The organism is Streptomyces sp. NPDC058880 (genome assembly GCF_042742535.1).
GTDB lineage: Bacteria > Actinomycetota > Actinomycetes > Streptomycetales > Streptomycetaceae > Streptomyces.
Map to the genome: position 1 here is coordinate 279,331 of NZ_JBHYMC010000001.1, position 18,672 is coordinate 298,002.

The 18,672-nt window shown below is 73.6% G+C and carries 18 protein-coding genes; 8 read left to right on the plus strand and 10 right to left on the minus strand.

Features of this window, described 5'->3' with window-relative positions:
* Nucleotides 1–14: 14 nt before the first annotated feature.
* From ACFW2G_RS01255 to ACFW2G_RS01265, 3 genes are all read left to right on the plus strand, one after another.
* Entirely contained in the window at nucleotides 15–1,265 is a 1,251-nt protein-coding gene (locus tag ACFW2G_RS01255; protein ID WP_384580106.1) for a Tm-1-like ATP-binding domain-containing protein, read from the plus strand.
* 135 nt (nucleotides 1,266–1,400) lie between these two features.
* Nucleotides 1,401–3,044 (plus strand): serine/threonine-protein kinase, encoded by a 1,644-nt coding sequence (locus ACFW2G_RS01260; RefSeq protein WP_384580104.1) that lies wholly within the window; start codon nucleotides 1,401–1,403, stop codon nucleotides 3,042–3,044.
* Nucleotides 3,041–3,652, plus strand: a complete 612-nt coding sequence (locus tag ACFW2G_RS01265) for a hypothetical protein (protein WP_384444871.1) — start codon at nucleotides 3,041–3,043, stop codon at nucleotides 3,650–3,652. Before ACFW2G_RS01260 ends, ACFW2G_RS01265 begins: the two co-directional genes overlap by 4 nt.
* Nucleotides 3,653–3,808: 156 nt before the next feature.
* On the opposite strand, the gene ACFW2G_RS01270 is transcribed toward ACFW2G_RS01265, so the two are convergent.
* Nucleotides 3,809–4,411 carry a TetR/AcrR family transcriptional regulator gene (locus tag ACFW2G_RS01270; protein ID WP_384444873.1) on the minus strand — a complete coding sequence of 201 codons (603 nt, stop codon included), beginning with the start codon at nucleotides 4,409–4,411 and terminating at the stop codon, nucleotides 3,809–3,811.
* 126 nt (nucleotides 4,412–4,537) lie between these two features.
* On the opposite strand from ACFW2G_RS01270, the gene ACFW2G_RS01275 reads away from it, so the two are divergent.
* The gene (locus tag ACFW2G_RS01275; protein WP_384580236.1) at nucleotides 4,538–6,031 is read left to right on the plus strand and encodes an amidase; all 1,494 of its coding nucleotides are present in this window, start codon (nucleotides 4,538–4,540) and stop codon (nucleotides 6,029–6,031) included.
* Here the strand turns inward: ACFW2G_RS01275 and ACFW2G_RS01280 are convergent.
* Genes ACFW2G_RS01280 through ACFW2G_RS01290 form a run of 3 tightly spaced genes read right to left on the minus strand, consistent with a single transcriptional unit; the run spans nucleotide 6,021 to nucleotide 8,116 of the window.
* Nucleotides 6,021–6,932 (minus strand): transporter substrate-binding domain-containing protein, encoded by a 912-nt coding sequence (locus ACFW2G_RS01280; protein ID WP_384580102.1) that lies wholly within the window; start codon nucleotides 6,930–6,932, stop codon nucleotides 6,021–6,023. The genes ACFW2G_RS01275 and ACFW2G_RS01280 overlap by 11 nt on opposite strands.
* A 9-nt stretch (nucleotides 6,933–6,941) precedes the next feature.
* The gene (locus ACFW2G_RS01285; protein ID WP_384444877.1) at nucleotides 6,942–7,682 is read right to left on the minus strand and encodes a hypothetical protein; all 741 of its coding nucleotides are present in this window, start codon (nucleotides 7,680–7,682) and stop codon (nucleotides 6,942–6,944) included.
* Nucleotides 7,679–8,116: a hypothetical protein gene (locus ACFW2G_RS01290; protein WP_384444879.1), complete on the minus strand. Its 438-nt coding sequence runs from the start codon at nucleotides 8,114–8,116 to the stop codon at nucleotides 7,679–7,681. The genes ACFW2G_RS01285 and ACFW2G_RS01290 overlap by 4 nt, the downstream gene beginning before the upstream one ends.
* Nucleotides 8,117–8,591: 475 nt before the next feature.
* Between ACFW2G_RS01290 and ACFW2G_RS01295 the strand changes: the two genes are divergently transcribed.
* Both ACFW2G_RS01295 and ACFW2G_RS01300 read left to right on the plus strand, forming a co-directional pair.
* A complete protein-coding gene (locus ACFW2G_RS01295; protein WP_384580234.1) occupies nucleotides 8,592–10,049 on the plus strand; it encodes a hypothetical protein in 1,458 nt (485 codons plus the stop codon).
* Nucleotides 10,050–10,213: 164 nt separating this feature from the next.
* On the plus strand, nucleotides 10,214–10,990 hold the full coding sequence (locus ACFW2G_RS01300; RefSeq protein WP_384580100.1) for a trypsin-like serine peptidase: 777 nt from the start codon (nucleotides 10,214–10,216) through the stop codon (nucleotides 10,988–10,990).
* 36 nt (nucleotides 10,991–11,026) lie between these two features.
* Here the strand turns inward: ACFW2G_RS01300 and ACFW2G_RS01305 are convergent, their stop codons facing one another.
* From ACFW2G_RS01305 to ACFW2G_RS01325, 5 genes are all read right to left on the minus strand, one after another.
* Nucleotides 11,027–12,247 carry an acyltransferase family protein gene (locus ACFW2G_RS01305; protein WP_384580098.1) on the minus strand — a complete coding sequence of 407 codons (1,221 nt, stop codon included), beginning with the start codon at nucleotides 12,245–12,247 and terminating at the stop codon, nucleotides 11,027–11,029.
* 106 nt (nucleotides 12,248–12,353) lie between these two features.
* Nucleotides 12,354–12,851 carry an NUDIX domain-containing protein gene (locus ACFW2G_RS01310; protein WP_384444885.1) on the minus strand — a complete coding sequence of 166 codons (498 nt, stop codon included), beginning with the start codon at nucleotides 12,849–12,851 and terminating at the stop codon, nucleotides 12,354–12,356.
* 35 nt (nucleotides 12,852–12,886) lie between these two features.
* Nucleotides 12,887–14,539: an apolipoprotein N-acyltransferase gene (gene lnt, locus ACFW2G_RS01315; protein ID WP_384444887.1), complete on the minus strand. Its 1,653-nt coding sequence runs from the start codon at nucleotides 14,537–14,539 to the stop codon at nucleotides 12,887–12,889.
* 61 nt (nucleotides 14,540–14,600) lie between these two features.
* A complete protein-coding gene (locus ACFW2G_RS01320; RefSeq protein WP_037921823.1) occupies nucleotides 14,601–15,116 on the minus strand; it encodes a hypothetical protein in 516 nt (171 codons plus the stop codon).
* A gap of 10 nt (nucleotides 15,117–15,126) precedes the next feature.
* Nucleotides 15,127–15,750 (minus strand): dihydrofolate reductase family protein, encoded by a 624-nt coding sequence (locus tag ACFW2G_RS01325; protein ID WP_384444889.1) that lies wholly within the window; start codon nucleotides 15,748–15,750, stop codon nucleotides 15,127–15,129.
* A gap of 322 nt (nucleotides 15,751–16,072) precedes the next feature.
* Between ACFW2G_RS01325 and ACFW2G_RS01330 the strand changes: the two genes are divergently transcribed.
* Complete coding sequence (locus tag ACFW2G_RS01330) at nucleotides 16,073–16,663, plus strand: TetR/AcrR family transcriptional regulator (RefSeq protein WP_037921821.1); 591 nt, start codon at nucleotides 16,073–16,075, stop codon at nucleotides 16,661–16,663.
* Nucleotides 16,663–17,592 carry an ADP-ribosylglycohydrolase family protein gene (locus ACFW2G_RS01335; RefSeq protein ID WP_384444891.1) on the plus strand — a complete coding sequence of 310 codons (930 nt, stop codon included), beginning with the start codon at nucleotides 16,663–16,665 and terminating at the stop codon, nucleotides 17,590–17,592. Before ACFW2G_RS01330 ends, ACFW2G_RS01335 begins: the two co-directional genes overlap by 1 nt.
* 164 nt (nucleotides 17,593–17,756) lie before the next feature.
* On the opposite strand, the gene ACFW2G_RS01340 is transcribed toward ACFW2G_RS01335, so the two are convergent.
* Nucleotides 17,757–18,548 (minus strand): glutamate racemase, encoded by a 792-nt coding sequence (locus ACFW2G_RS01340; protein ID WP_037921816.1) that lies wholly within the window; start codon nucleotides 18,546–18,548, stop codon nucleotides 17,757–17,759.
* Between the last annotated feature and the right edge of the window lie 124 nt (nucleotides 18,549–18,672).

Here is an 18,672-nt window from a genome sequence, read left to right on the forward strand (position 1 = left end):
TGGACATTGCAGCTATGACGAACGTCGTGCTGGTGGGAACCCTGGACACCAAGGGTGTGGAGTACGGCTGGCTGCGCGAGCGGCTGCTGCGGGCCGGCGTCGAAGTGGTACTGGTCGACACGGGGGTCATGGGTGAACCCCGGGTCGCCGCGGACGTACCGCGCGCTGCCGTGGCCCGGGCCGCGGGAACCGAACTGTCCCTCCTGCGATCGGCCGCCGACCGGGGCGCGGCCGTGACCACGATGGCCCGGGGCGCCGAGGCCACCCTGCTGCGCCTGCACGCCGAGGGCCGGCTGCACGGAGTCCTGGCGATCGGCGGCAGCGGCGGTACCTCCATCGCCACCCGGGCGATGCGCGCGCTGCCGCTGGGCGTCCCGAAACTGATGGTCTCGTCCATGGCGTCCGGGGACACCGCCCCGTACGTGGGCACCTCGGACATCACGATGATGTACAGCGTGGTGGACATCGCGGGGATCAACAGCGTCTCCGCACCGATCCTGGCGAACGCCGTGGCGGCCATCGCCGGGATGGCCGGATCCTTCGCCCGCGGCTCGGCGGAGCGCCCGGCGCGGCTGGGGGCGGGCCCCCGTCCGCTGGTCGCGGCGAGCATGGCTGGTGTGACCACGTCCGGCGTGGACGCGGCGCGCGAGCGACTGACCGAACTCGGCTACGAGGTGCTCGTCTTCCACGTGACCGGTACCGGAGGCCGGACGCTGGAGAGCCTGGCGGCCCAGGGGGTCTTCGCCGGGGTGCTCGACCTGACCCTCAGCGAACTCGCCGACGACCTGTGCGGGGGCGTGCTGACCGCGGGTCCCGACCGGCTCAACGCGGCAGGCCGGGCGGGCGTGCCCCAGGTGGTGAGCCTGGGCGCGCTGGACATGGTGAAGTTCGGCCCGCTGGAGTCCCTGCCCCAGCGGGTCCTGGACCGGGGCGTCCACGTCCACAACCCGTCGATCACGGTGATCCGCACCAGCGAGGCCGAGTGCGCGGAGCTCGGCCGCCGGGTCGCCGCCAAACTCCGCGCGGCGACCGGGCACACGGCCGTCTGCGTCCCGCTCCGCGGACTGTCCACACTCGGCGTGCCGGGCGGCCCGTACCATGACCCCCGCGCGGACGGGGCACTGTTCTCGGCACTGCGCGAGGGCTTGCGGGGCAGTGCCGTACGGCTCTACGACTACGACACGCACATCAACGACCCGGCCTTCGGGCGGGCGGCCGCGGACCGGCTGCACGCCATGATCGGCGCGGAGTCGACCGCGGCCTGAGACACCGCACACCGTCGGGAACCGGCCGTGGCCCGCAACACGTCCCATGGGGAGTCCGGGCCGGCCGGTGACATGGGCGGATCCGGCGTCGCACGGCAGGCAGCAGGCAGAGGCAGCAGGCAGGGGGCAGGAACGATGAACGACACGCGGGCGGCATGGTCTGTCCCCGGTTACACCGAGGTCCGCGAGCTCGGCTCGGGCGGCAGCGGCCGGGTGGTGCTCGCCGTCCACGACGCCACGGGCACGGCGGTCGCCGTCAAGTACCTCAGCGACCGGCTGCGCGAGGACCCCGCCTTCGTCGGGGAGTTCCGCGCCGAGGCCCGGCTGCTCGGCGGGCTGGAGTCTCCGTACGTGGTGCGCCTGTACGAGTACGTGGAGGCGCCCGGCGGCGCCGCCATCGTGATGGAGCTGGTGGACGGCGTCTCGTTGCGCGCGCTGCTCAAGCAGTCCGGCCAGGCCGACGCCGAGGCCGCGCTGGTGGTCCTCAAGGGGTCCCTGCTGGGCCTGGCGTCGGCGCACCGGACGGGCGTCGTGCACCGGGACTACAAGCCGGAGAACGTGCTGGTCGCGGCCGACGGCTCGTCGAAGCTGGTGGACTTCGGGATCGCGGCGAACCGCGGCAGCACCCCCGGTGTCGCCGGCACTCCCGCCTACATGGCGCCCGAGCAGTGGCAGGGCCGGCCCGCGTCGCCCGCCGCCGACGTGTACGCGGCCACGGCGACGTTCTTCGAGTGCCTCACCGGGCGCAAGCCCTACGACGGGCAGAACTTCGCCGAGCTCGCGGTCCAGCACATCGAGGCCCCGGTGCCGGAGACCGAGGCCCCGGAGCCCGTGCGTCCGCTGATCCGGCGCGGTCTCGCCAAGGCGCCCGAGCAGCGGCCGGAGAACGCCGAAGCGTTCGTGGCCGAACTGGAGGACGTGGCGCTGGCCGCGTACGGGCCCGATTGGGAGGAACGCGGTCAGCGCAAGCTGGCGGCGCTGGCCGCGCTGCTGCCGCTGCTGTTCCCTTCGGCGGGCGGGTCGGCGGCGGGCACCACCGCCGTGGCGACGACGAAGGTGGAGAGCGGCTCGGGCTGGGCTCCCGGCAAGCGCGGCTGGATCGCGGCGGGGGTGTCCCTGGTCCTGGGGGCGGTGCTGGTGTTGACGACGGACGCGAGCGGCGCCGCCCCGGGCGGGGCGTCGGCGCTGAGCGCCTTCGCCACGACGAGCGCGGCCCCTCCCGGGTCGGCCTCCCCCACCCCCGACGCGTCCGCGTCCGCTTCGGCCTCGCCGTCGCCGTCGCCGAGTCCGAGCGCTTCGGCCTCGCCGAGCCCCTCGCCGTCCGCTTCCCCGTCCGCCTCGACCTGGCCGTCGCCGTCGCCGTCGCTGTCGCTGTCGCTGTCGCCGAGTCCCACGACCGGGCGGCCGACGGTGAGCTGGTCTCCCACGCCCCGGCCCACGCCGACGCCGACCCTGCGGGTCACGAACGTCTCCGTGTCCCTCAAGACCGGCGTCTACCACGGCGATGCGGGCATCACGGTCTCCTCCCAGGGCACCGGGCCGGTGACCGTGGTGGTGGAGTGGTTCCTCGGCGGCTCTCAGGGTTCCTTCTCCGTGCCCGACGGCAGCGAGTCGTTCACGGTCGAGGGCGGTTCGACCGCCACCGCGACCAGGTCGCACACCTTCAGCCGTGACCGCGGCTGCTACGGCGGGGTCCGGGTGACCACCAAGCCCACCGCCGGGAACAAGTCCGCGTCGGCCTCGCAGTACCTGGCCCGCTGCGTGGAGGTGCCACGATGAGCGGTTCCCGCGCCCCCGAGGGCGACGACTACAGCGCGACCGTCCTGGGCAGCCACTGGTTCAGCGGACCGCCCGGTCCGCCGGAGCCGGTGGCGCCCGACCGCGTCGAGGGGTCCGTACTCCGCTTCGGGCCCGGGGTCACGGCGGCCATGCCCGCACCGTTCCCGCTGGACGCGGCCGTGGCCGTGGCCGCCGCACCCCGGCGGCGACGGGGTGCGGGGCTGCGCCGGTACGCACTCGCCGCAACCGTGCTGGCCGCGGTCCTGGCGTACCTCGGGTGGCAGCGGTTCGGGCCCGGGATCGAGGTCCGCGACGTGGCCGTGAGCACCGATCCGGCCGGTCCCGGCTGCGACGGGACCGCCGACGTGGTGGCCGTCGTGGCCACCGACGGCCGCCCGGGAACGCTCGCCTACCGCTGGGTCCGCAGCGACGGCACCAAGTCCGAGAAACTGACGGAACGGGTTCCACGCGGGCAGCGCGAGGCCAGGCTGCACCTGCTGTGGACGTTCCGGGGCGCGGGCACCTACCAGGCCAAGGCCGAGCTCCAACTGCTGTCGCCCGGGCAGCGCACGGCCTCGGTGCACTTCACGTACCGCTGCGCCCCGTAGCAGGCACGCGGATGACGGCGGACCGTCGAGGAAGGCCCTGGCAGTGAGCAGGATGGCCAGCCCCGGAAGGGTCATGAAGACGACGAAGCCCGGGCCCCGACGGTAGCCGGACCGCCCGGAGGTGCGTGACGGGGCGTGCGGGCCGCTGACGACCGGTCACTCCCACAGGCGGGCCAGGTGCGCGTGGAGGACGTCGTGCGCTTCGTGCGGGGTGAGGTGGCCGATGAGGACGTGCGCGGTGAGGCCGTCCGCGAGGGCGAGGAGGGTGCGGGCCTCGACGTGGGGATCGAGGCGCACGGCGCCGTCGGCGCGTTCGGAACCCTCGACGGCTTCCGAGATCAGGCGGGTGAACGCCTCGTGCAGGGTTGCGTAGTTCGCCTTCAATATCCCGGCCAGCGACTCGCTGACAGCCGCCTGGGCGACGAAGGCGAGCCAGACCCTGGCCTCGGCCCGGTGCTCTTCCCGGAGCAGTGAGAGCTCGGTGGCTGCGTGGCCCAGGGCGGTGCCGGCCGACTGGGCCGGGCTCCCGAGGAGCCGCGCCTGTACCCGCTCGCCGATTCGCTCGCCGATGTGGCCGAGAGCGAACACGAGCATCTCTTCCTTGGTGCGGAAGCACCGCTGCACCGCGCCCATCGACACCTGGGCGCGGGCGGCGACGTCGCGGAGGGTCACGCCCTCCAGTCCGCGCTCGTCGGCGAGGTGGCACACCGCCTCGGCGATGAGGCGGCGTCGGCTCCCGTGGTCCACCTGTCTGGGCATGTCCGACCGCCTTTCGATTCAACCGCGCTCCGCTTCGAGGCGAAGTTTATTCGATGCGAGCGCATCGGTTCCCGGGATATCGTTCCGATGCATACGCATTGGTACGTGGACGAGGAAGGTGCAGCCATGCAGGACGCCCTGTGGAAGATGTCGGCCGCCGCGCAGGCGGAGGCCGTACGCAGCGCAGAAGTCTCGGCCGTGGAACTGGTCGACAGCCACCTGCACCGCATCGCCGAGGTCAACCCTCAGGTGAACGCGGTGACGCAGCTCCTGGCGGAGCGGGCGCGTGAGGCCGCGGCACAGACGGACCGCCGACGAGCCGCCGGTGAAGCGCTGGGGCCCCTCGCGGGGGTGCCCTTCACGGTGAAGGAGAGCACAGCCGTCGAAGGCGTGCCGACCACGTTCGGCACGGAGCGCTTCCGTCATGCGGTGGCGCCGGCCGACGCACCCCCGGTGGCACGGCTGCGCGCGGCCGGAGCCATCCCCATCGGGCACAGCAACATCCCCACCCTGATCCTGGCGGGGATGCACACGCGCAGCGAGCTGTTCGGTGACACGGTCAACCCGTGGGACAGCAGCCGGACCCCGGGCGGCTCCAGCGGGGGCGACGCGGTGGCCGTCGCCACGGGCATGGCAGCGCTCGGCCTCGGCAACGACTCCGGCGGGTCGGTGCGCATACCGGCCCAGTTCTGCGGTGTGGCCGGGCTGAAGCCGTCCGCGGGCCGGTTTCCCGCCGACCATCGCGTTCTCGGCCCGGACGACCCGGGCCCGGCGTCCCAGATGCTGGTGACCGACGGCCCACTGGCCCGGAGCGTGGGCGATCTGCGGCTGGCATTCGAGGCGCTGGCCGGGACCGATCCGCGAGACCCGCGGGCCGTGCCGGTGCCCGCCTACGGCGAACCGCTCCCCGGAGGTGTGAAGGTCGCGGTCGTGGCGGACCCCGGCGGGCACGGCGTCCACCCCGCGATTCGCGGAGCCGTCGCGTCCGCGGCCGATGCGCTCCGCAACGCCGGATACGACGTGCGCGAGGTACCGGACGTACCGCGGATGGCGGAGGCGCTGGAGGCGTACGGCCGGATCACCGTGACCGAGTTCGCCCCGAGCTGGCCGGTGGTGCGCGGACTGCTCGGCACGGGCGGGGACCGCTATATCGGGATGGCGATGGAGCAGACCCCGCCCGCAAGCGCGGAGGAGCTCATGAAGCTGATGGGCACCTGGCTGAACATCCGCCGTTCCTGGGCCGAATTCCTCGACGAGTACCCGCTGTTGCTCGGCCCGGTCTTCACCGAGCCGCCGGTCGAGCCGGGGCTGGAATCGCGCGACAGGTCAGGCAGGGACCGTGTCGCGTCGGGAATGCGCCTGTGCACGGTGACCAGCTTCGTGGGCGTACCCGGTGTGGCCGTGCCGACCGGGACCGCCGACGGGCTCCCCTGCGGAGTGCAGATCGTCGGGCGCGCGTTCCGGGAGGACCTGTGCCTGGACGCGGCCCAGGCGGTCGAGGACCGACTCGGAGTTCTCGCGCCGGTCGACCCCCGCGTGGGAGCCCGGGCCGGGGAACGGGCCCGCGCGGTCCACCGGCAGCTGCCAGGACGCGATCGCGCCCGGCCGCTCAGGGGCTGATGCCGTCGCGGCACGTGCGTGCTTCGATCTCCGCTTCGCTCGGCTTGTGCTTGCTGATCCAGCCCGTGTCCGCAGCGGTGAGAGCGGGCAGGGAGGTCTCCACGTCCCGGGTCCAGGTACTGGTGCCGACATATTCCTTCAGCCAGTCCTTGAGCTTCCGGCAGTCCTTCCGGTGCCCCTTCGGCAGGCCGATCCCGTAGTGCTGCGGCGTCCCGATGGTCGCGTCGGGGACGACGCGCAGCCCGTCGTCCTCGTAGTGCCGGGCGAAGCCGTAGAGGATCGTCTGATCGGTGGAGACCGCCTGTACCTCGTGGGCGAGGAGTTGCTCGATGCAGTCCGAGGCGTCGGTGAGGACGACCGGTTCGGCGTGGACGGTGTTCTCGATGTCGTCCAGTGCTTCCTTCGAGGTGGTCCCTTCCCAGGTGCAGATCCTCATGCCGCTGAGATCGGAGAGGTGTTGTACGTGGGCACTGTCAGGACCGACGAGAAACCCCTGCCTGGTCTTGAGATAGGGCCCGACGAAATCGATCAGCTTCATCCGCTCCGCCGTGATGGAGAACGAGGCGATGACCATGTCGGCCCTTCCCTCACGGAGTTGGGTGACCCTGCCACCCGAGGCGACGTCCAAGGGATCGGTGAAGGGGACGGGGTGGAGTTCCTCCTTGACGTGCTGGAAGACGAAGAAGTCCAGTCCGGAGCGGTCGTAGTTCTCGGAGTACGACATGCCTGGCAGGTCGTTGTGTGTGGCGACCGTGATGCGCGGCATGCCGAGGAATTCCGGTTCGGGTTCCTCGGAGGAGCACGAGGCGAGGCTCAGCAGTAGGGCCAGGACGGCGGCCGACCTGCCGATCCGGCCGGGCTGCCGGAGGGACGGGGGTGGCTTCGGGGACGTGGCGGGCACGGGATCCTCTCAGTCGTGCAGGACGGCTTCGGCGACGGACACGTTCATCCGGCACCCCTCTTCGGCCCACAGGGTGATCTGCACTTCGATCCGGCCTTGGAGACCACCCAGCGGGAAGTCGGCCGTCCGGCCGCTGCGCATCTCCTTGACCCGGGTGGCGGCACGGTCACGGAGCTGAGCGGCGTAGTGGGTCTCCGGATCGCAGAACCCCCGATCCGGATGGGCGTCGGAGATCGTGAGTTTCAGCCGCAGGTGGGCGCGGTCGGTGGGGCCCGCGACGACGAGCGTCAGTTCGGAGCCCGGCGTGACCTCGCCGGGCGGTGTCAGACTGGTGCGGCCGGTGACGTCCTTCTCGCCGTGATCGGAGAGGTGGTCCATGCCGACCGTGCCGGCGACCGCGAGCATCACGGCGGCGGCGGAGATGAGCACGCGCCAGTGCCGGGCCGGACTGTCGCTCCTGGGGTGGGCCAGCCGGGCGAGCGCCAGGACGAGCGAACCGGCGATCGCGAGATACACGGAGAGGAACTGGTGCGGTGGACCGGCGGGGGCGCTGATCAGGGCGTAGCCGTCGAGCATGACAACGAGCAGGAACGGCGGCCAGTTCCAGCCGCCCCAGCGCTTCGCCCGGTCGGCGAACTCGACGACGTCACCGACGAGGACGCTGAGGAACAGCTTGCCGACGAAGCCGATCGCCGGTGAGTTGTCTCCTCGGGTCTGAGCGCTGTGCCGTCCCGCCGGGTTGCCGCTCACTTTCCGGCGCTACCCGGGTCCGGCGCGGTGTTGAAGGTGAAGGTGACCTCGGCCGCCTCGCCGATCGCCGGCGAGTTGTTCCCGTAGGTGGCGACGTGGAACCGCTTGGCCGCGGGGCCGGCCTCGCTGATCTGCCGCTCCAGGGCTCGGGCGCTCAGATCGGTGCCGTCTCCCAGCCACCGGCCGATCGCCCCTTCCAGGAGCTCGCGTTCGTCCCGGGAGAGGGCCTCGATCGCCCGGACGGCGTCGCTGTCACGGCCGGTGGGCTGGTCGTCGCCGCGGTGTAGTGCTCTGTCCAGGAGCTGCCGCCCCCGCTCGACCGCGCCGTCCGCGAGCCTGGTCTGTGCGGAATCGACCAGGGCATGGGCCATGGATGCCGCGGCCGCGCTGACGAAGGGCGCGATCACAGCGGCGGTCGCCACCAGTTCGGACATGGTTCCTCCCGTTTCTTCGCTTTCTCCGCCGGAGTCCGGCCGGACAGCACCCGCCCATGCGTTCGCGCACGGCCAGTTGGCGCCACCTACGCGAGGTGAACCATGTCCCGGGGTGTGCGATCGGTCGGCCGGGGTACGGGTCCGCCAGGATGCGTGTCGCACGCTCATGAAGTCCGCGGGGCCCTTGAAGCGAAGCCCGCGATGGCTCGATCCTTTCAGGAAATAACGTCACGTGTCCCGCGTTTGGCGGAGTCGGCCGCAGCGGCGGAGGCCCGGGGACGCCCGGCGACCGCGGCGTTCGGGAACCGGTGCACGTCGGGCCGGGCATCGCCTGATGCTCCCTGCCGCGAGGCGGGCGGCGGGCGGTGCCGGCGAGCTCGCTCCGCGGTGCGCAACAGGCGGTCGGGGGAGCCTCCGTGGCGTCCCTAGACTGGTGACTTCCGCCGAACGCCAGAGCGAGGAATCCAGCACCTTCATGCGTTGCCACATACCCGCGGCCCGGCGCGGGCCCCTCCTCCTCTGTCTCTTCCCCTTCCTCTGGACCCTGGCGCTCGGCCTGTGGGGGCTCTCCCGGCAGGACAGCGTGTGGCGCGACGAGGCGGCGACCTGGCAGGTGGCCGGACGGTCGGCGGGGGAGATCTGGCGGATGCTCGGGAACGTCGACGCCGTCCACGGGCTCTACTACCTCTTGATGCACTGCCTCTTCGAGGTGTTCGGGGCGAGTACGACGACCCTGCGGCTGCCGTCCGTGTTGGCGGTCGCGTGCGCCGCGGTGTGCGTGGCCGTGATCGGGCGGCGCCTGGCGGGTTTCTGGGCGGGGCTCGGGGGCGCCCTGGCGCTCGGACTGCTGCCGGCTGTTCAGTTCTACCTCCAGGAGGGCAGGCCCTACGCACTGGTCGCGGCGGGGGCCGGGCTGTCGGCACTGCTGCTGGTGTCGCTGCTGGAGGATCGGACCGGGCGCCGGACGTGGCCGCGCTGGGCGGCGTACGGGGCGGTCGTGCTGATGTGCGCGCTGCTGAACTGGCTGTCGCTGCTGGCCCTGCCTGCGCACGCGGCGACCCTGTGGTGGGTGCGGGCGGGGCGCGGGGTGTGGCTGCGCTGGGCGGCGTACGGATCCGGGGCGGTGGCGGGGGCGCTGCCGCTGATCCTGTTCAGCCGGGGCCAGTCCGACCAGGTGTCCTGGATACCGCCGCTGACCTGGCACATGCTGATCGGCCCGGGGATCCTCCTGGCGATCGGCGCACTGGGGGCCTGGGCGGACCGGCCGGACCGGTCCCGGCTCTCGGCGGCGGCGGTGGGGCTGCCGCTGCTGGCGGTACCCCAGGTCGGGCTGATCGGACTGTCGCTGGTCCAGCCGCTGTTCCTGGACCGCTACGTGCTGTTCAGCATGGTGGGGCTGGCGCTGCTGATCGGTGCGGCTCTGGGGGCTGCCGTGCGGGCCTGCGCGCCCCGGTTCCCGAAGGCCTCGGCCCTGCTGGTCCCGGGGGTGGTCGGCGTCTCGGTACTGGCCCTGCTGCCGGTGGAGCTGGGCAAGCGGGATCCGGCCAGCCGGGTCGACGACGTGCTGGCGGTGGCCGGTGAGGTGGCCCGGCTGAAGAGGGACGGGGACGCCGTGCTGTTCGTGCCGGCCGCGCGGCGGGACACGGCGCTGGTCTCCCCGGACGCCTTCTCGGGCCTGACCGACCTGGCGCTGGCCGAGAGCCCGGTGGACTCGGCCACCCTCAAGGGCGAGGAGGCCCAGCCGGAGCGGATCCGTGGGGCGCTGCTGGAGCAGCGGCGGGTGCTGCTGGTGACGGACTCGGCGAAGGTCGCGAAGGCTCCGTCGGCGGCACGGGACAAGGCGAAGGCCACGGTGCTGCGCGAGCGGTTCACGGCAGTGGAGGACCGGCAGGTGCGGGGGCGCCGCGTGACGGTGTACGAGCGCCGGGGCTGATCCCGCACGCCCCGTGCCGCCCGCGCGGCTCGTCCGGCACTGTCCCGTTCGGGACGGCCTCGTCCCGGCATGGGCCGGCCTTCACAACAGCTTCACGGGATTCACAGCGAATTCATACGGAACTCCGCCCTCCGGTCATAGGTTCGGCGGGCAGGGTGGCATGCATGATCCACGAAGCGCTCCCCCGAACGGCCCGGCGCTCCCGTGCGCGGCGGGCATCACGGATCCTGCTCGCACTGACCGCGATGGCCGCGCTGCTCGGCGTGGACCTGCCCGGCACCATGGCCGGACCCCCGCTGGGCGTCACCGCGTGGGCTCCGTCCGGCGCCGAGGCCGACCGGGTGGGCGCGCTGTTCGCGGACGGGTTGGACGGCGGCCACTTCTGCACCGCGGCCGTGGTGCGCAGCGAGGACCGCGATGTGATCGCCACCGCCGCGCACTGCCTGGAGAGCCCGTCCACGACCGTCTTCGCGCCGGGCTACCGGGACGGAAGGGCGCCGTACGGTCTGTGGCGACTCACCGGCGTGTACGTGGCACCGGAGTGGACCGACGGGCAGGACCCGGACGCCGACATCGCCTTCGCGACGGTGGCCCCGGTGGACAGCGGGCGGACGGGCCGCGTCGAGGAACTCGTCGGCGGCTTCCCGATCGCGGCCGAGCAGCCCCCCGGGGCCAGGGTGACGGTCATCGGCTACCCGCGGACGCTGGAGGCCCCACTGCGCTGCGCCAACAGCACCGGCCTACTGTCGCCGACCCAGCGCCGGATCGGCTGCCCCGACCTCAGCAGCGGCACCAGCGGCAGCCCCTGGCTGGTGGACGGTGCCCTGGCCGGGGTGCTGGGGGGCCACGAGGCCGGCGGGACCGTACCGGAGATCTCCTACAGCGCGGTGATGGGCGACCAGGCGGTGGAGCTGTACCGGGAGGCCGCGGTCCACGGCTGAGGGCGGTACCGGCCGCGGGATCGTGCCGGAGGTGCGTCAGGAACGGCCGGCCGGAACGCGTTCCGCTCCGGGTGCGCAGGGCTGGGCGGGAATCCGGCCGAGCCCGGCACGGCGCGGGGTCCCGCGGCGGATGTCCTGCAACCCGCGCCGCAGGCCGTCCCGCAACCGTCGGCCCAACGGGCGTTCGACGAGGCAGTGGACCAGCCAGGCGAGGACCACCATGAGGGCCGTGACGCCGATCGCCAGCGGCACGGGCGCGACGTCGCGGCGGAAGTGGTGGATGAGGGTCAGCCCGGCCATCATGTGGATCAAGTACAGCGGGTACGTGACCGCTCCGGCGCGCCGGAGCCAAGACCACCGGACGCGGTCGAGGCCACCGAGCGCGACGGCCGCCATGACGGCGAATCCCAGGGCGATGACCACGTGGGCCGGCCAGGCGGGCGTCTGCTCGGCGGCGTCCCTGCCCAGGCTGGAGATCATGCGGGCGTGCACGTGGTGCTGGGCCAGGAGGAACTGCACGCCGACCACGGCCCACAGGACGGCGTTCGGCCGGAAACGGCGCATCAGGTAGAAGGCGATGCCCGCGATGAAGTAGGGGGACGCGGACGGCACCGCGAAGAAGGACAGCAGGCCGTTGTCGACGGCCGGGGCCACGACGCCGGCGAAGGTCCAGACCCCGCAGAAGAGGACACAGTTGCGGTAGGTCACCCCGCGCACGACGACAACGGCGAACAGCACGTAGAACTTGAGCTCGACGAAGAGCGTCCAGTACGCGTCGTCCACGTGGGGGACCCCGATCCCGCCCTGCAGCATCGAGAGGTTCACCACCACGTCGCTCAACGAACCGACCCCGCGCACCTCCGGCCAGGTGAACAGGACGAGTGAGGTGAAGACGACGGCCGCCCAGTAGGCGGGGAAGAGCCGGGAGACCCGCGAGACCGCGAAGTCGCCCACGGTGCGGCCCCAGGCGCTCATGCAGATGACGAAACCGCTGACCAGGAAGAAGATCTCGACGCCGAGCCAGCCGTAGACGGCCAGCGCGTGCGCAGCCGGGAAGACGTCCGCGGCCGGCTTCCCCCAGGCGCTGTCCAGAGCCGCGTAGTGGTAGAAGAGCACGGAGAGCGCGGCGAGGACCCTGATCCCGTCGAGCGCCGCGAGCCGCAGGCCGGGTGTTCCGGCGGGCGGTACCGCAGCGCTCGCGCGCCCGCCCGCCGCCGGTATCCCGGCCGTTGCCGCCTCCGCTGCTCGCACGCTCATCCCTCGACCGCTCCCCGAATGCGTGACGGTCCGCTGCAGACCGCCAGGTCAGCGGAACCCTACAGGCCGGCCGCGCGGGGTCCGCCCGGGGCGGCCGTCATGATCATCACAGCGCGCCCCGGTCCGCGGTCCCGGCCGGGACCTCGAACCAGGTGGGCTCCTCGCGCAAGGACCGGTGGATCCGGTCCAGCGCGAAGGCATCCAGCGGGGGCAGCGCGTCCACGTCGAACCAGCCCACTTCGAGGGACTCGTGGTCGTTGGCCCGCGCCTCACCGCCGGTGGCACGGCAGCGGAAGGTGATGTCCTGGAACTGGCAGACGTCGCCATTGGGGTAGGTCATCCGGTCGAGCATCTGGACGAGGACCACGCGCTCGGGGACGCAGCGCACGGCCGTCTCCTCGTACACCTCGCGCACGGCGGTCTCGGCGGGCTGCTCGCCCGGCTCGGCGATGCCGCCGACCACGGACCAGCGCCCGGTGTCGGAGCGGCGGCCGAGCAGGACCCTGCCCCGGTCGTCGAAGACGATGGCCGTGACCCCGGGCAGGAGCAGCAGCTGGTGCCCGGCGGACTCGCGGATCCGCCGGATGAAATCAGGTGTGGTCATCCCTCGACCCTACGAGGCCGGGGACTCTCCACGTCTCATGCGGCGCGGCCGGCGCGGATCCGGCGGGTGGCGAGTGCGCCGAACCCGCCCGCGGCGAGCAGCAGCAGGGCGTACTCGGGGAGCGGCCCGAGCACGGTGGCCGGAGTGCGGGTCGAGCGCAGCGGGATCTCGGCGACGAGCGCGTCCGCGGTGAACATCTGCGTCTGCGAGACGATCCGACCGTCCGGGCGGATGACGGCGCTGACGCCGCTGGTCACGGGGACGAGGACGGTGCGGCTGTGCTCGACGGCGCGGACCCGGTCCATGGCGAGCTGCTGGTAGGTCATCTGCGTGCGGCCGAAGGTGGCGTTGTTGCTCGGTACGGCGATCACCTGGGCACCGTCCCGGACGGTCGAGCGGACGGCGTCGTCGAAGGCGGCCTCGAAGCAGGTGACCATGCCCACGCCGCTGCCGGCCATGTCGAAGACGCCGGGCTCCGTGCCGGGGCCGAAGTCGCGGCGTACCCGGTCCACGTCGGAGCTGAAGAGCCGGACGAAGGAGCGCATCGGGATGCGCTCGCCGAAGGGCTGGATCTTGCGCTTGTCGTAGGTCTCCGTGGGGCCCGCGACGGGGTCCCAGAGGATCATCGTGTTGCGCAGCGGGCCGGTCTCCGGGGCGACGACCGCACCGATGGCCACGGGCACGCCGATGGCCTTGACCGCCCGGTCGATGACGGCGTGGGCGTCCGGCTCGGCGTAGGGGTCGAGATCGGAGGAGTTCTCGGGCCAGACCACGAAGTCGGGCCTGGGCACCCGGCCGGCCTCGACGTCCTCGGCGAGCTGGATGGTCCGCTTGACGTGGTTGTCGAGGACGGCCCGGCGCTGGGAGTTGAAGTCGAGACCGAGGCGGGGCACGTTGCCCTGGATGACCGCGGCGACGACGGAGCCGTCCTCGGCGGCGTCCGAGACCAGCGGCCGGGCGGCGAGGGCCGCGGCGACGGGGGCGGCGACGGTGAGGGCGGTCAGCGCGGCGGTGGTGCGGCCGGGGTGGCGCCGGACGAGGCGCACGGCCGCGTAGAGGCCGAATCCGCAGAGGGCCACGCCGAAGGAGAGCAGCGGTGTGCCGCCCAGTGCGGCGAGCGGGGTGAAGACGCCGTCTGCCTGTCCGAAGGCGAGCTTGCCCCAGGGGAACCCGCCGAAGGGGACCCGGGCACGCAGGGCCTCGCCCGCGACCCAGACGGCGGCGGCGAAGACCGGCCAGGCCGGGAGCCGGCCGACGAGGGCGATGCCCAGGCCGGTCAGGCCGATGAAGAGGGCTTCGAGGAAGGCCAGCGCGAGCCAGGGCACCGGGCCGACCTCCTCACCGGTCCAGACGAGGAGCGGCAGCAGGTAGCCGAGGCCGGCGAGGGTGCCGAGTCCGAAGCCAGCCCGCGGGCGGCGCCCGTGCAGGCAGCCCGCGAGCAGGGCGAGGGCGAGCGGGGCCAGCCACCACAGCGGGCGGGGCGGGAAGCTGAGGTACAGCAGGACGCCGGACAGCGCCGCGAGCGCGGCCCGGACCGGCGCGGCGCCCCGGCGCGGCGGTGCGGCCGTGGTGGCCGGCGCGGGCCCGTCGGCGGGGGGCGTCACGGACGGCGTCCTGGGCTCGGCCGGTCCGCCGGCGGGCTGCGGGGGCTCGTTCGAGGCGGCCTCGCGCGTCACACTGCTGCTCATCTGGCGGAGTGTACGTCCCCGCGGCTTCGGATCGGGCAGGCGCCTCGGTCCGCCGGCGGTATCAGCCGGCGAGACTGCGCAGATGGGCGCGGATGACGCGGACGGCGTTCTCGGCGTCGTCGACGGTGACCGTGAAGAGCTTGCCGTCGACGAGCCTCAGTTCGAAGCCCTCGCCGCGCCGGACGATCACCGCGGTGCCCTTCTCCGGGCGCCAGCGGTACCCCCAGCCGCCCCAGTTCTGCGGGGTGATCCGGGGGAGGAACTCGGCCGAGGCCACGTCCGCGAGATCGATCCTGCGGCGGGGGAGCCCGATGTGGCCGCAGCGCACGTAGAGGCTTCGGGCATCGATGGTGACGGCGACGTGCACGAAGGCGACCGTGCCGTAGACCATGAGCAGTCCGGCGGCCAGGCAGCCGGTCACCGCCATGAGCAGGGGGACGAAGCCGGAGGTCCAGGCGTTGTCGACGGCCAGCTCGACGCCGAGTGCCACGCAGGCGGCTCCGACCGCCGCGAGCAGCCACTGCATGGGGTTGGAGGCCCGGCCCGTCCAGAGCGGACCAGGAGGGTGACCCGTCATACGGAGCAGCCTACCCAGGTTCCGCGCGGACACCACCGCCCGTCGCCGGGGGGCCGGGCGGACGCACGGGCCGGCGTGTCACGCGATAGCGGAGGTGGACGACCTTGGAGCTGAAGGTGCGGGTCTCCAGGAGTTCGAGGTCCACCCGGCGCCCGTGCCGGGGGAAGAAGGGGATGCCACTGCCGACGAGCACGGGATGGACCACCATCCGGTACTCGTCGATCAGGTCCAGGGCGGCTGCCTCGGCGGCGAGCGTGGCGCCGCCGATCGCGATGTCACCGCCCCCCGGCTCGGCCCGCAGTCGCCCGATCTCTTCGGCCAGGCCGCCCGAGGCCAGGCGGGCGTTGCCTTGTACCGCCGAGAGGGTACTGGAGAACACCACCTTCGGGAGCGGATTCCAGACCGAGATCCATTCGAGTGACGCGGCGTCGAGCGAGGGGTCCTGGTCGGCGGTCTCCCAGTAGAGCATCGTCTCGTACAGCCGCCGCCCCAGGAGGTGGACGCCGACCTCGCGGGTCTCGTCGATCCAGAAGCGGAAGACCTCCTCGTCCGGTTCGGTCCAGTCGAAGTCACCGTCCGGCCCGACGATGTAGCCGTCGAGCGAGACGCCCATCGCATAGGTCACGCGTCGCATCAGGTGTCCTCCCTCGGTGCGGAATCCGACCCTACGGCCGCGGGTCGCCGCGGAGCCCGTCGCGACGCGCGCACCACGGGCGGGGGCTCGGCCGGGGAGGATGCCGGAAGGACGTCCCGCAGAGCGGGCGCCGGGGCCGGGGCGTCGGGCGCCGTCCGGCGCGTGGCCGTTCGGGGGTGACGGGGCGGTTCGTGGTCTCGCCTGCAGGACGGGCCGCCGTCCCGGCCCGCACCGGCCTCACCGGCGACGACGGCCACGATCACGACCACCACGCCCGTGGTACCACATGTGCGGTAGCAGGCGACATGGCTATCCTGGCGCCGTGAATCCGGACCGTAGGGACCGGCTGCGGGACGCGGCCGTCGCCGTGCTGGCGGAGTCGGGCGGTCGCGGGCTGACCCACCGGGCCGTCGATGCGGCAGCCGCCGTGCCGACGGGCACGGCCAAGAACTACTTCCCCACCCGCGAGGCCCTGCTGCGGGCGGTCGCCGAGCACTGTTCGGAGCGGCATCGGGCGTCCGCCGCGCCGCCGGCGGGGACCGGCCCGGGGCCGGCCGACGCCGAGCAGCTCGCGGCACTGCTGGCCCGGCGGTTGCGGGACGTGGCGGGGCCGGGCCGCCCCGGTGCGCTGGCGTACCTGGAGCTCCGGACCGAGGGGGCACGGCGGCCGTGGCTGGCCGCACTGCTGGACCCCATCGCGGCGGAGGACTTCGCCGCACACGCGCACCTGCTGCGCACGGCCGGGCTCCCGGATGGGCCGGAGCGGGCCCGGGCCCTGACCCTCGCCCTGCACGGGGCCATCCCCCACCTCCTGGCCGGAGCCCCGGCCACCCTGGCCGCCGCCGGCCTGGACGACCTGACCGGCTTCGCCCGTCGCGTGCTGGCCGCCGTATGCGCCGAGGAGGCGCGGTGATGGCGTCCGCCCGGCTCGACCGGGCCGTGGGGGCCGTGCTCGGGTCGGCCGCGGGTGACGCACTCGGCGCACCGTACGAGTTCGGGCCGGCGGGTCAGTTGAGCGCGCGGGGCCGGGAGATGTGCGGGGGAAGCGGCTGGGATCCGGGCGAGGCGACGGACGACACCCAGATGGCTGTCCTGGTCGCGGAGTCGCTGCTGGAGCACGACGGCCTCGAACTCTCCGATGTCTTCGCCCGGTTCCAGCGGTGGGCGGCCGGCCAGCCCAAGGACATCGGCCTCCAGACCGAGGACGTGCTCACCAACGGCGAGCCCTGGGACCTGGCGGCGGCCCTGCACTTCCAGGTCAACGCCCGGGCCGCCGGGAACGGATCCCTGATGCGGGCCGCCACTTCGGCGGTGTACTTCGCCGCGGGGGGACGGGAGGTGACCATGGACGCCGGGCGGCGGATCGCCGCACTGACCCACGGCGACCGGGCCGCTTGGGAGGGGACGGCCATCCTGCACGAGCTCGTCCGCGTCGCCCTGGACGGCGCCGATCCGCTCGCCACCCTCCCGGACGCGCTCGGCGCGGTGCACCCGGACCACCGCGAACGGTACGGCCGGGTCCTCGCGCCCGACTGGGACCCCGGCCTGGCCACCGAGTTCAACGGGGCGGTGTGGCCCTGCCTCGGCTCGGCGGTGTGGGCGCTGCGGACCACCAGCGGGTTCGCGGAGGCCGTGCGGGCGGCGGTGGACCTGGGCGGGGACACCGACACGGTCGCCGCGGTGACGGGCGCGCTGGCCGGAGCACGCTACGGGCAGGAAGCGGTGCCCGCACACTGGACGGCCCCGCTCCACGTACCGCTGCCCGGGTTCGGCGATCGGGTTCTGGAGGCGGAGGACCTGCGCGCGTTGGCTCGGCGGCTCGCGACGGCCGGCTCCCGCTGACGTTCCGGACGGCGGCCGCACCATCCCGCGCGCGTCCGCCGGTCGGTGGTGACCACCACGAGGGTCCCCCGACGGCGGGACGGCGCCACTTCCGGCTCCTCCACCACGGCCGGGCGGGCCCCGGCCGGCCAGCCGGCGCGCTCCGGCGGACACCCCGCGGAAGGTCAGCCGACGGGGGCGCCCTGACCGGACAGCAGGCGGCCCTCCGCATACGCGAACGCGGCGGCGGGCAGGGCCGCCTCGCGGCCGCTGTGCAGGACGGTCAGGCCGCCCGTGCGGGGCAGGCCGGGCTCGGCGACGGCTCCGAGCCGGCGCAGCGCCTGGACGGCGACGGGCTCGGCGGAGCCGTGGTAGACCAGCTCCGCTCCCCCGGTCCGCGCGGCGAGGGCGGCCCGGATCGGGGCCTCGGTCAGTTCGTAGTGGGTACAGCCGAGCACCACGTCGGTGACGTCGTCCGGGGTCAGCGCGGCGGCCGCGGCGACGGCCGCGGTCACTGCGGCGTCGTCGGCCGCCTCGACGGCGTCGGCGAGCCCGGGGCAGGGCACCTCGGTGACGCGGGCGCCGGTGGCGAAGTCGCGGATCAGCCCGCGCTGGTAAGGGCTGCCGGTGGTGGCGGGGGTGGCCCAGATGGCGATCCGCCCACCGGCCGCGGCGGCGGGCTTGATCGCCGGCACGGTCCCGATGACCGGGATGGCAGGCTCCAGCTCCGCCCGGACGGCCTCCAGGGCGTGCACGGTAGCGGTGTTGCAGGCCACGATCAGCGCGTCGGGGCGGTGCGCGGCGGCGGCCCGGGCCACGGCCAGCGCGCGTCCGGCGAGGTCGTCGGGGGTCCGCGGACCCCAGGGCATCCCGTCGGGGTCGGAGGAGAGGACCAGATCCGCGTCCGGCCGCAGCCGCCGCACCGCGGCGGCCGCGGCGAGGAGGCCGATTCCGGAGTCCATGAGCGCGATCTTCACCCGGCCACCTTAGTCGACACCGCCCCCGACCGACCCCGGCACCGCCCATATCCACGCCGCCGCACGGCCGGGAACCGTCGCGTCCGTCTCCGCCCGGGCGCGGGCCGCCAAACCGCCCTGTGCC

Excerpts from the sequence above, each read along its gene's own strand:
- ACFW2G_RS01320 (WP_037921823.1), bottom strand. The coding sequence starts at position 15,116 with ATGACGGGTCACCCTCCTGGTCCGCTCTGGACGGGCCGGGCCTCCAAC.
- ACFW2G_RS01255 (WP_384580106.1), top strand. The coding sequence starts at position 15 with ATGACGAACGTCGTGCTGGTGGGAACCCTGGACACCAAGGGTGTGGAG.
- ACFW2G_RS01275 (WP_384580236.1), top strand. The coding sequence starts at position 4,538 with ATGCAGGACGCCCTGTGGAAGATGTCGGCCGCCGCGCAGGCGGAGGCC.
- ACFW2G_RS01300 (WP_384580100.1), top strand. The coding sequence starts at position 10,214 with ATGATCCACGAAGCGCTCCCCCGAACGGCCCGGCGCTCCCGTGCGCGG.
- ACFW2G_RS01305 (WP_384580098.1), bottom strand. The coding sequence starts at position 12,247 with ATGAGCGTGCGAGCAGCGGAGGCGGCAACGGCCGGGATACCGGCGGCG.
- ACFW2G_RS01325 (WP_384444889.1), bottom strand. The coding sequence starts at position 15,750 with ATGCGACGCGTGACCTATGCGATGGGCGTCTCGCTCGACGGCTACATC.
- ACFW2G_RS01265 (WP_384444871.1), top strand. The coding sequence starts at position 3,041 with ATGAGCGGTTCCCGCGCCCCCGAGGGCGACGACTACAGCGCGACCGTC.
- ACFW2G_RS01295 (WP_384580234.1), top strand. The coding sequence starts at position 8,592 with ATGCGTTGCCACATACCCGCGGCCCGGCGCGGGCCCCTCCTCCTCTGT.
- lnt (WP_384444887.1), bottom strand. The coding sequence starts at position 14,539 with ATGAGCAGCAGTGTGACGCGCGAGGCCGCCTCGAACGAGCCCCCGCAG.
- ACFW2G_RS01260 (WP_384580104.1), top strand. The coding sequence starts at position 1,401 with ATGAACGACACGCGGGCGGCATGGTCTGTCCCCGGTTACACCGAGGTC.
- ACFW2G_RS01335 (WP_384444891.1), top strand. The coding sequence starts at position 16,663 with ATGGCGTCCGCCCGGCTCGACCGGGCCGTGGGGGCCGTGCTCGGGTCG.
- ACFW2G_RS01270 (WP_384444873.1), bottom strand. The coding sequence starts at position 4,411 with ATGCCCAGACAGGTGGACCACGGGAGCCGACGCCGCCTCATCGCCGAG.
- ACFW2G_RS01310 (WP_384444885.1), bottom strand. The coding sequence starts at position 12,851 with ATGACCACACCTGATTTCATCCGGCGGATCCGCGAGTCCGCCGGGCAC.
- ACFW2G_RS01290 (WP_384444879.1), bottom strand. The coding sequence starts at position 8,116 with ATGTCCGAACTGGTGGCGACCGCCGCTGTGATCGCGCCCTTCGTCAGC.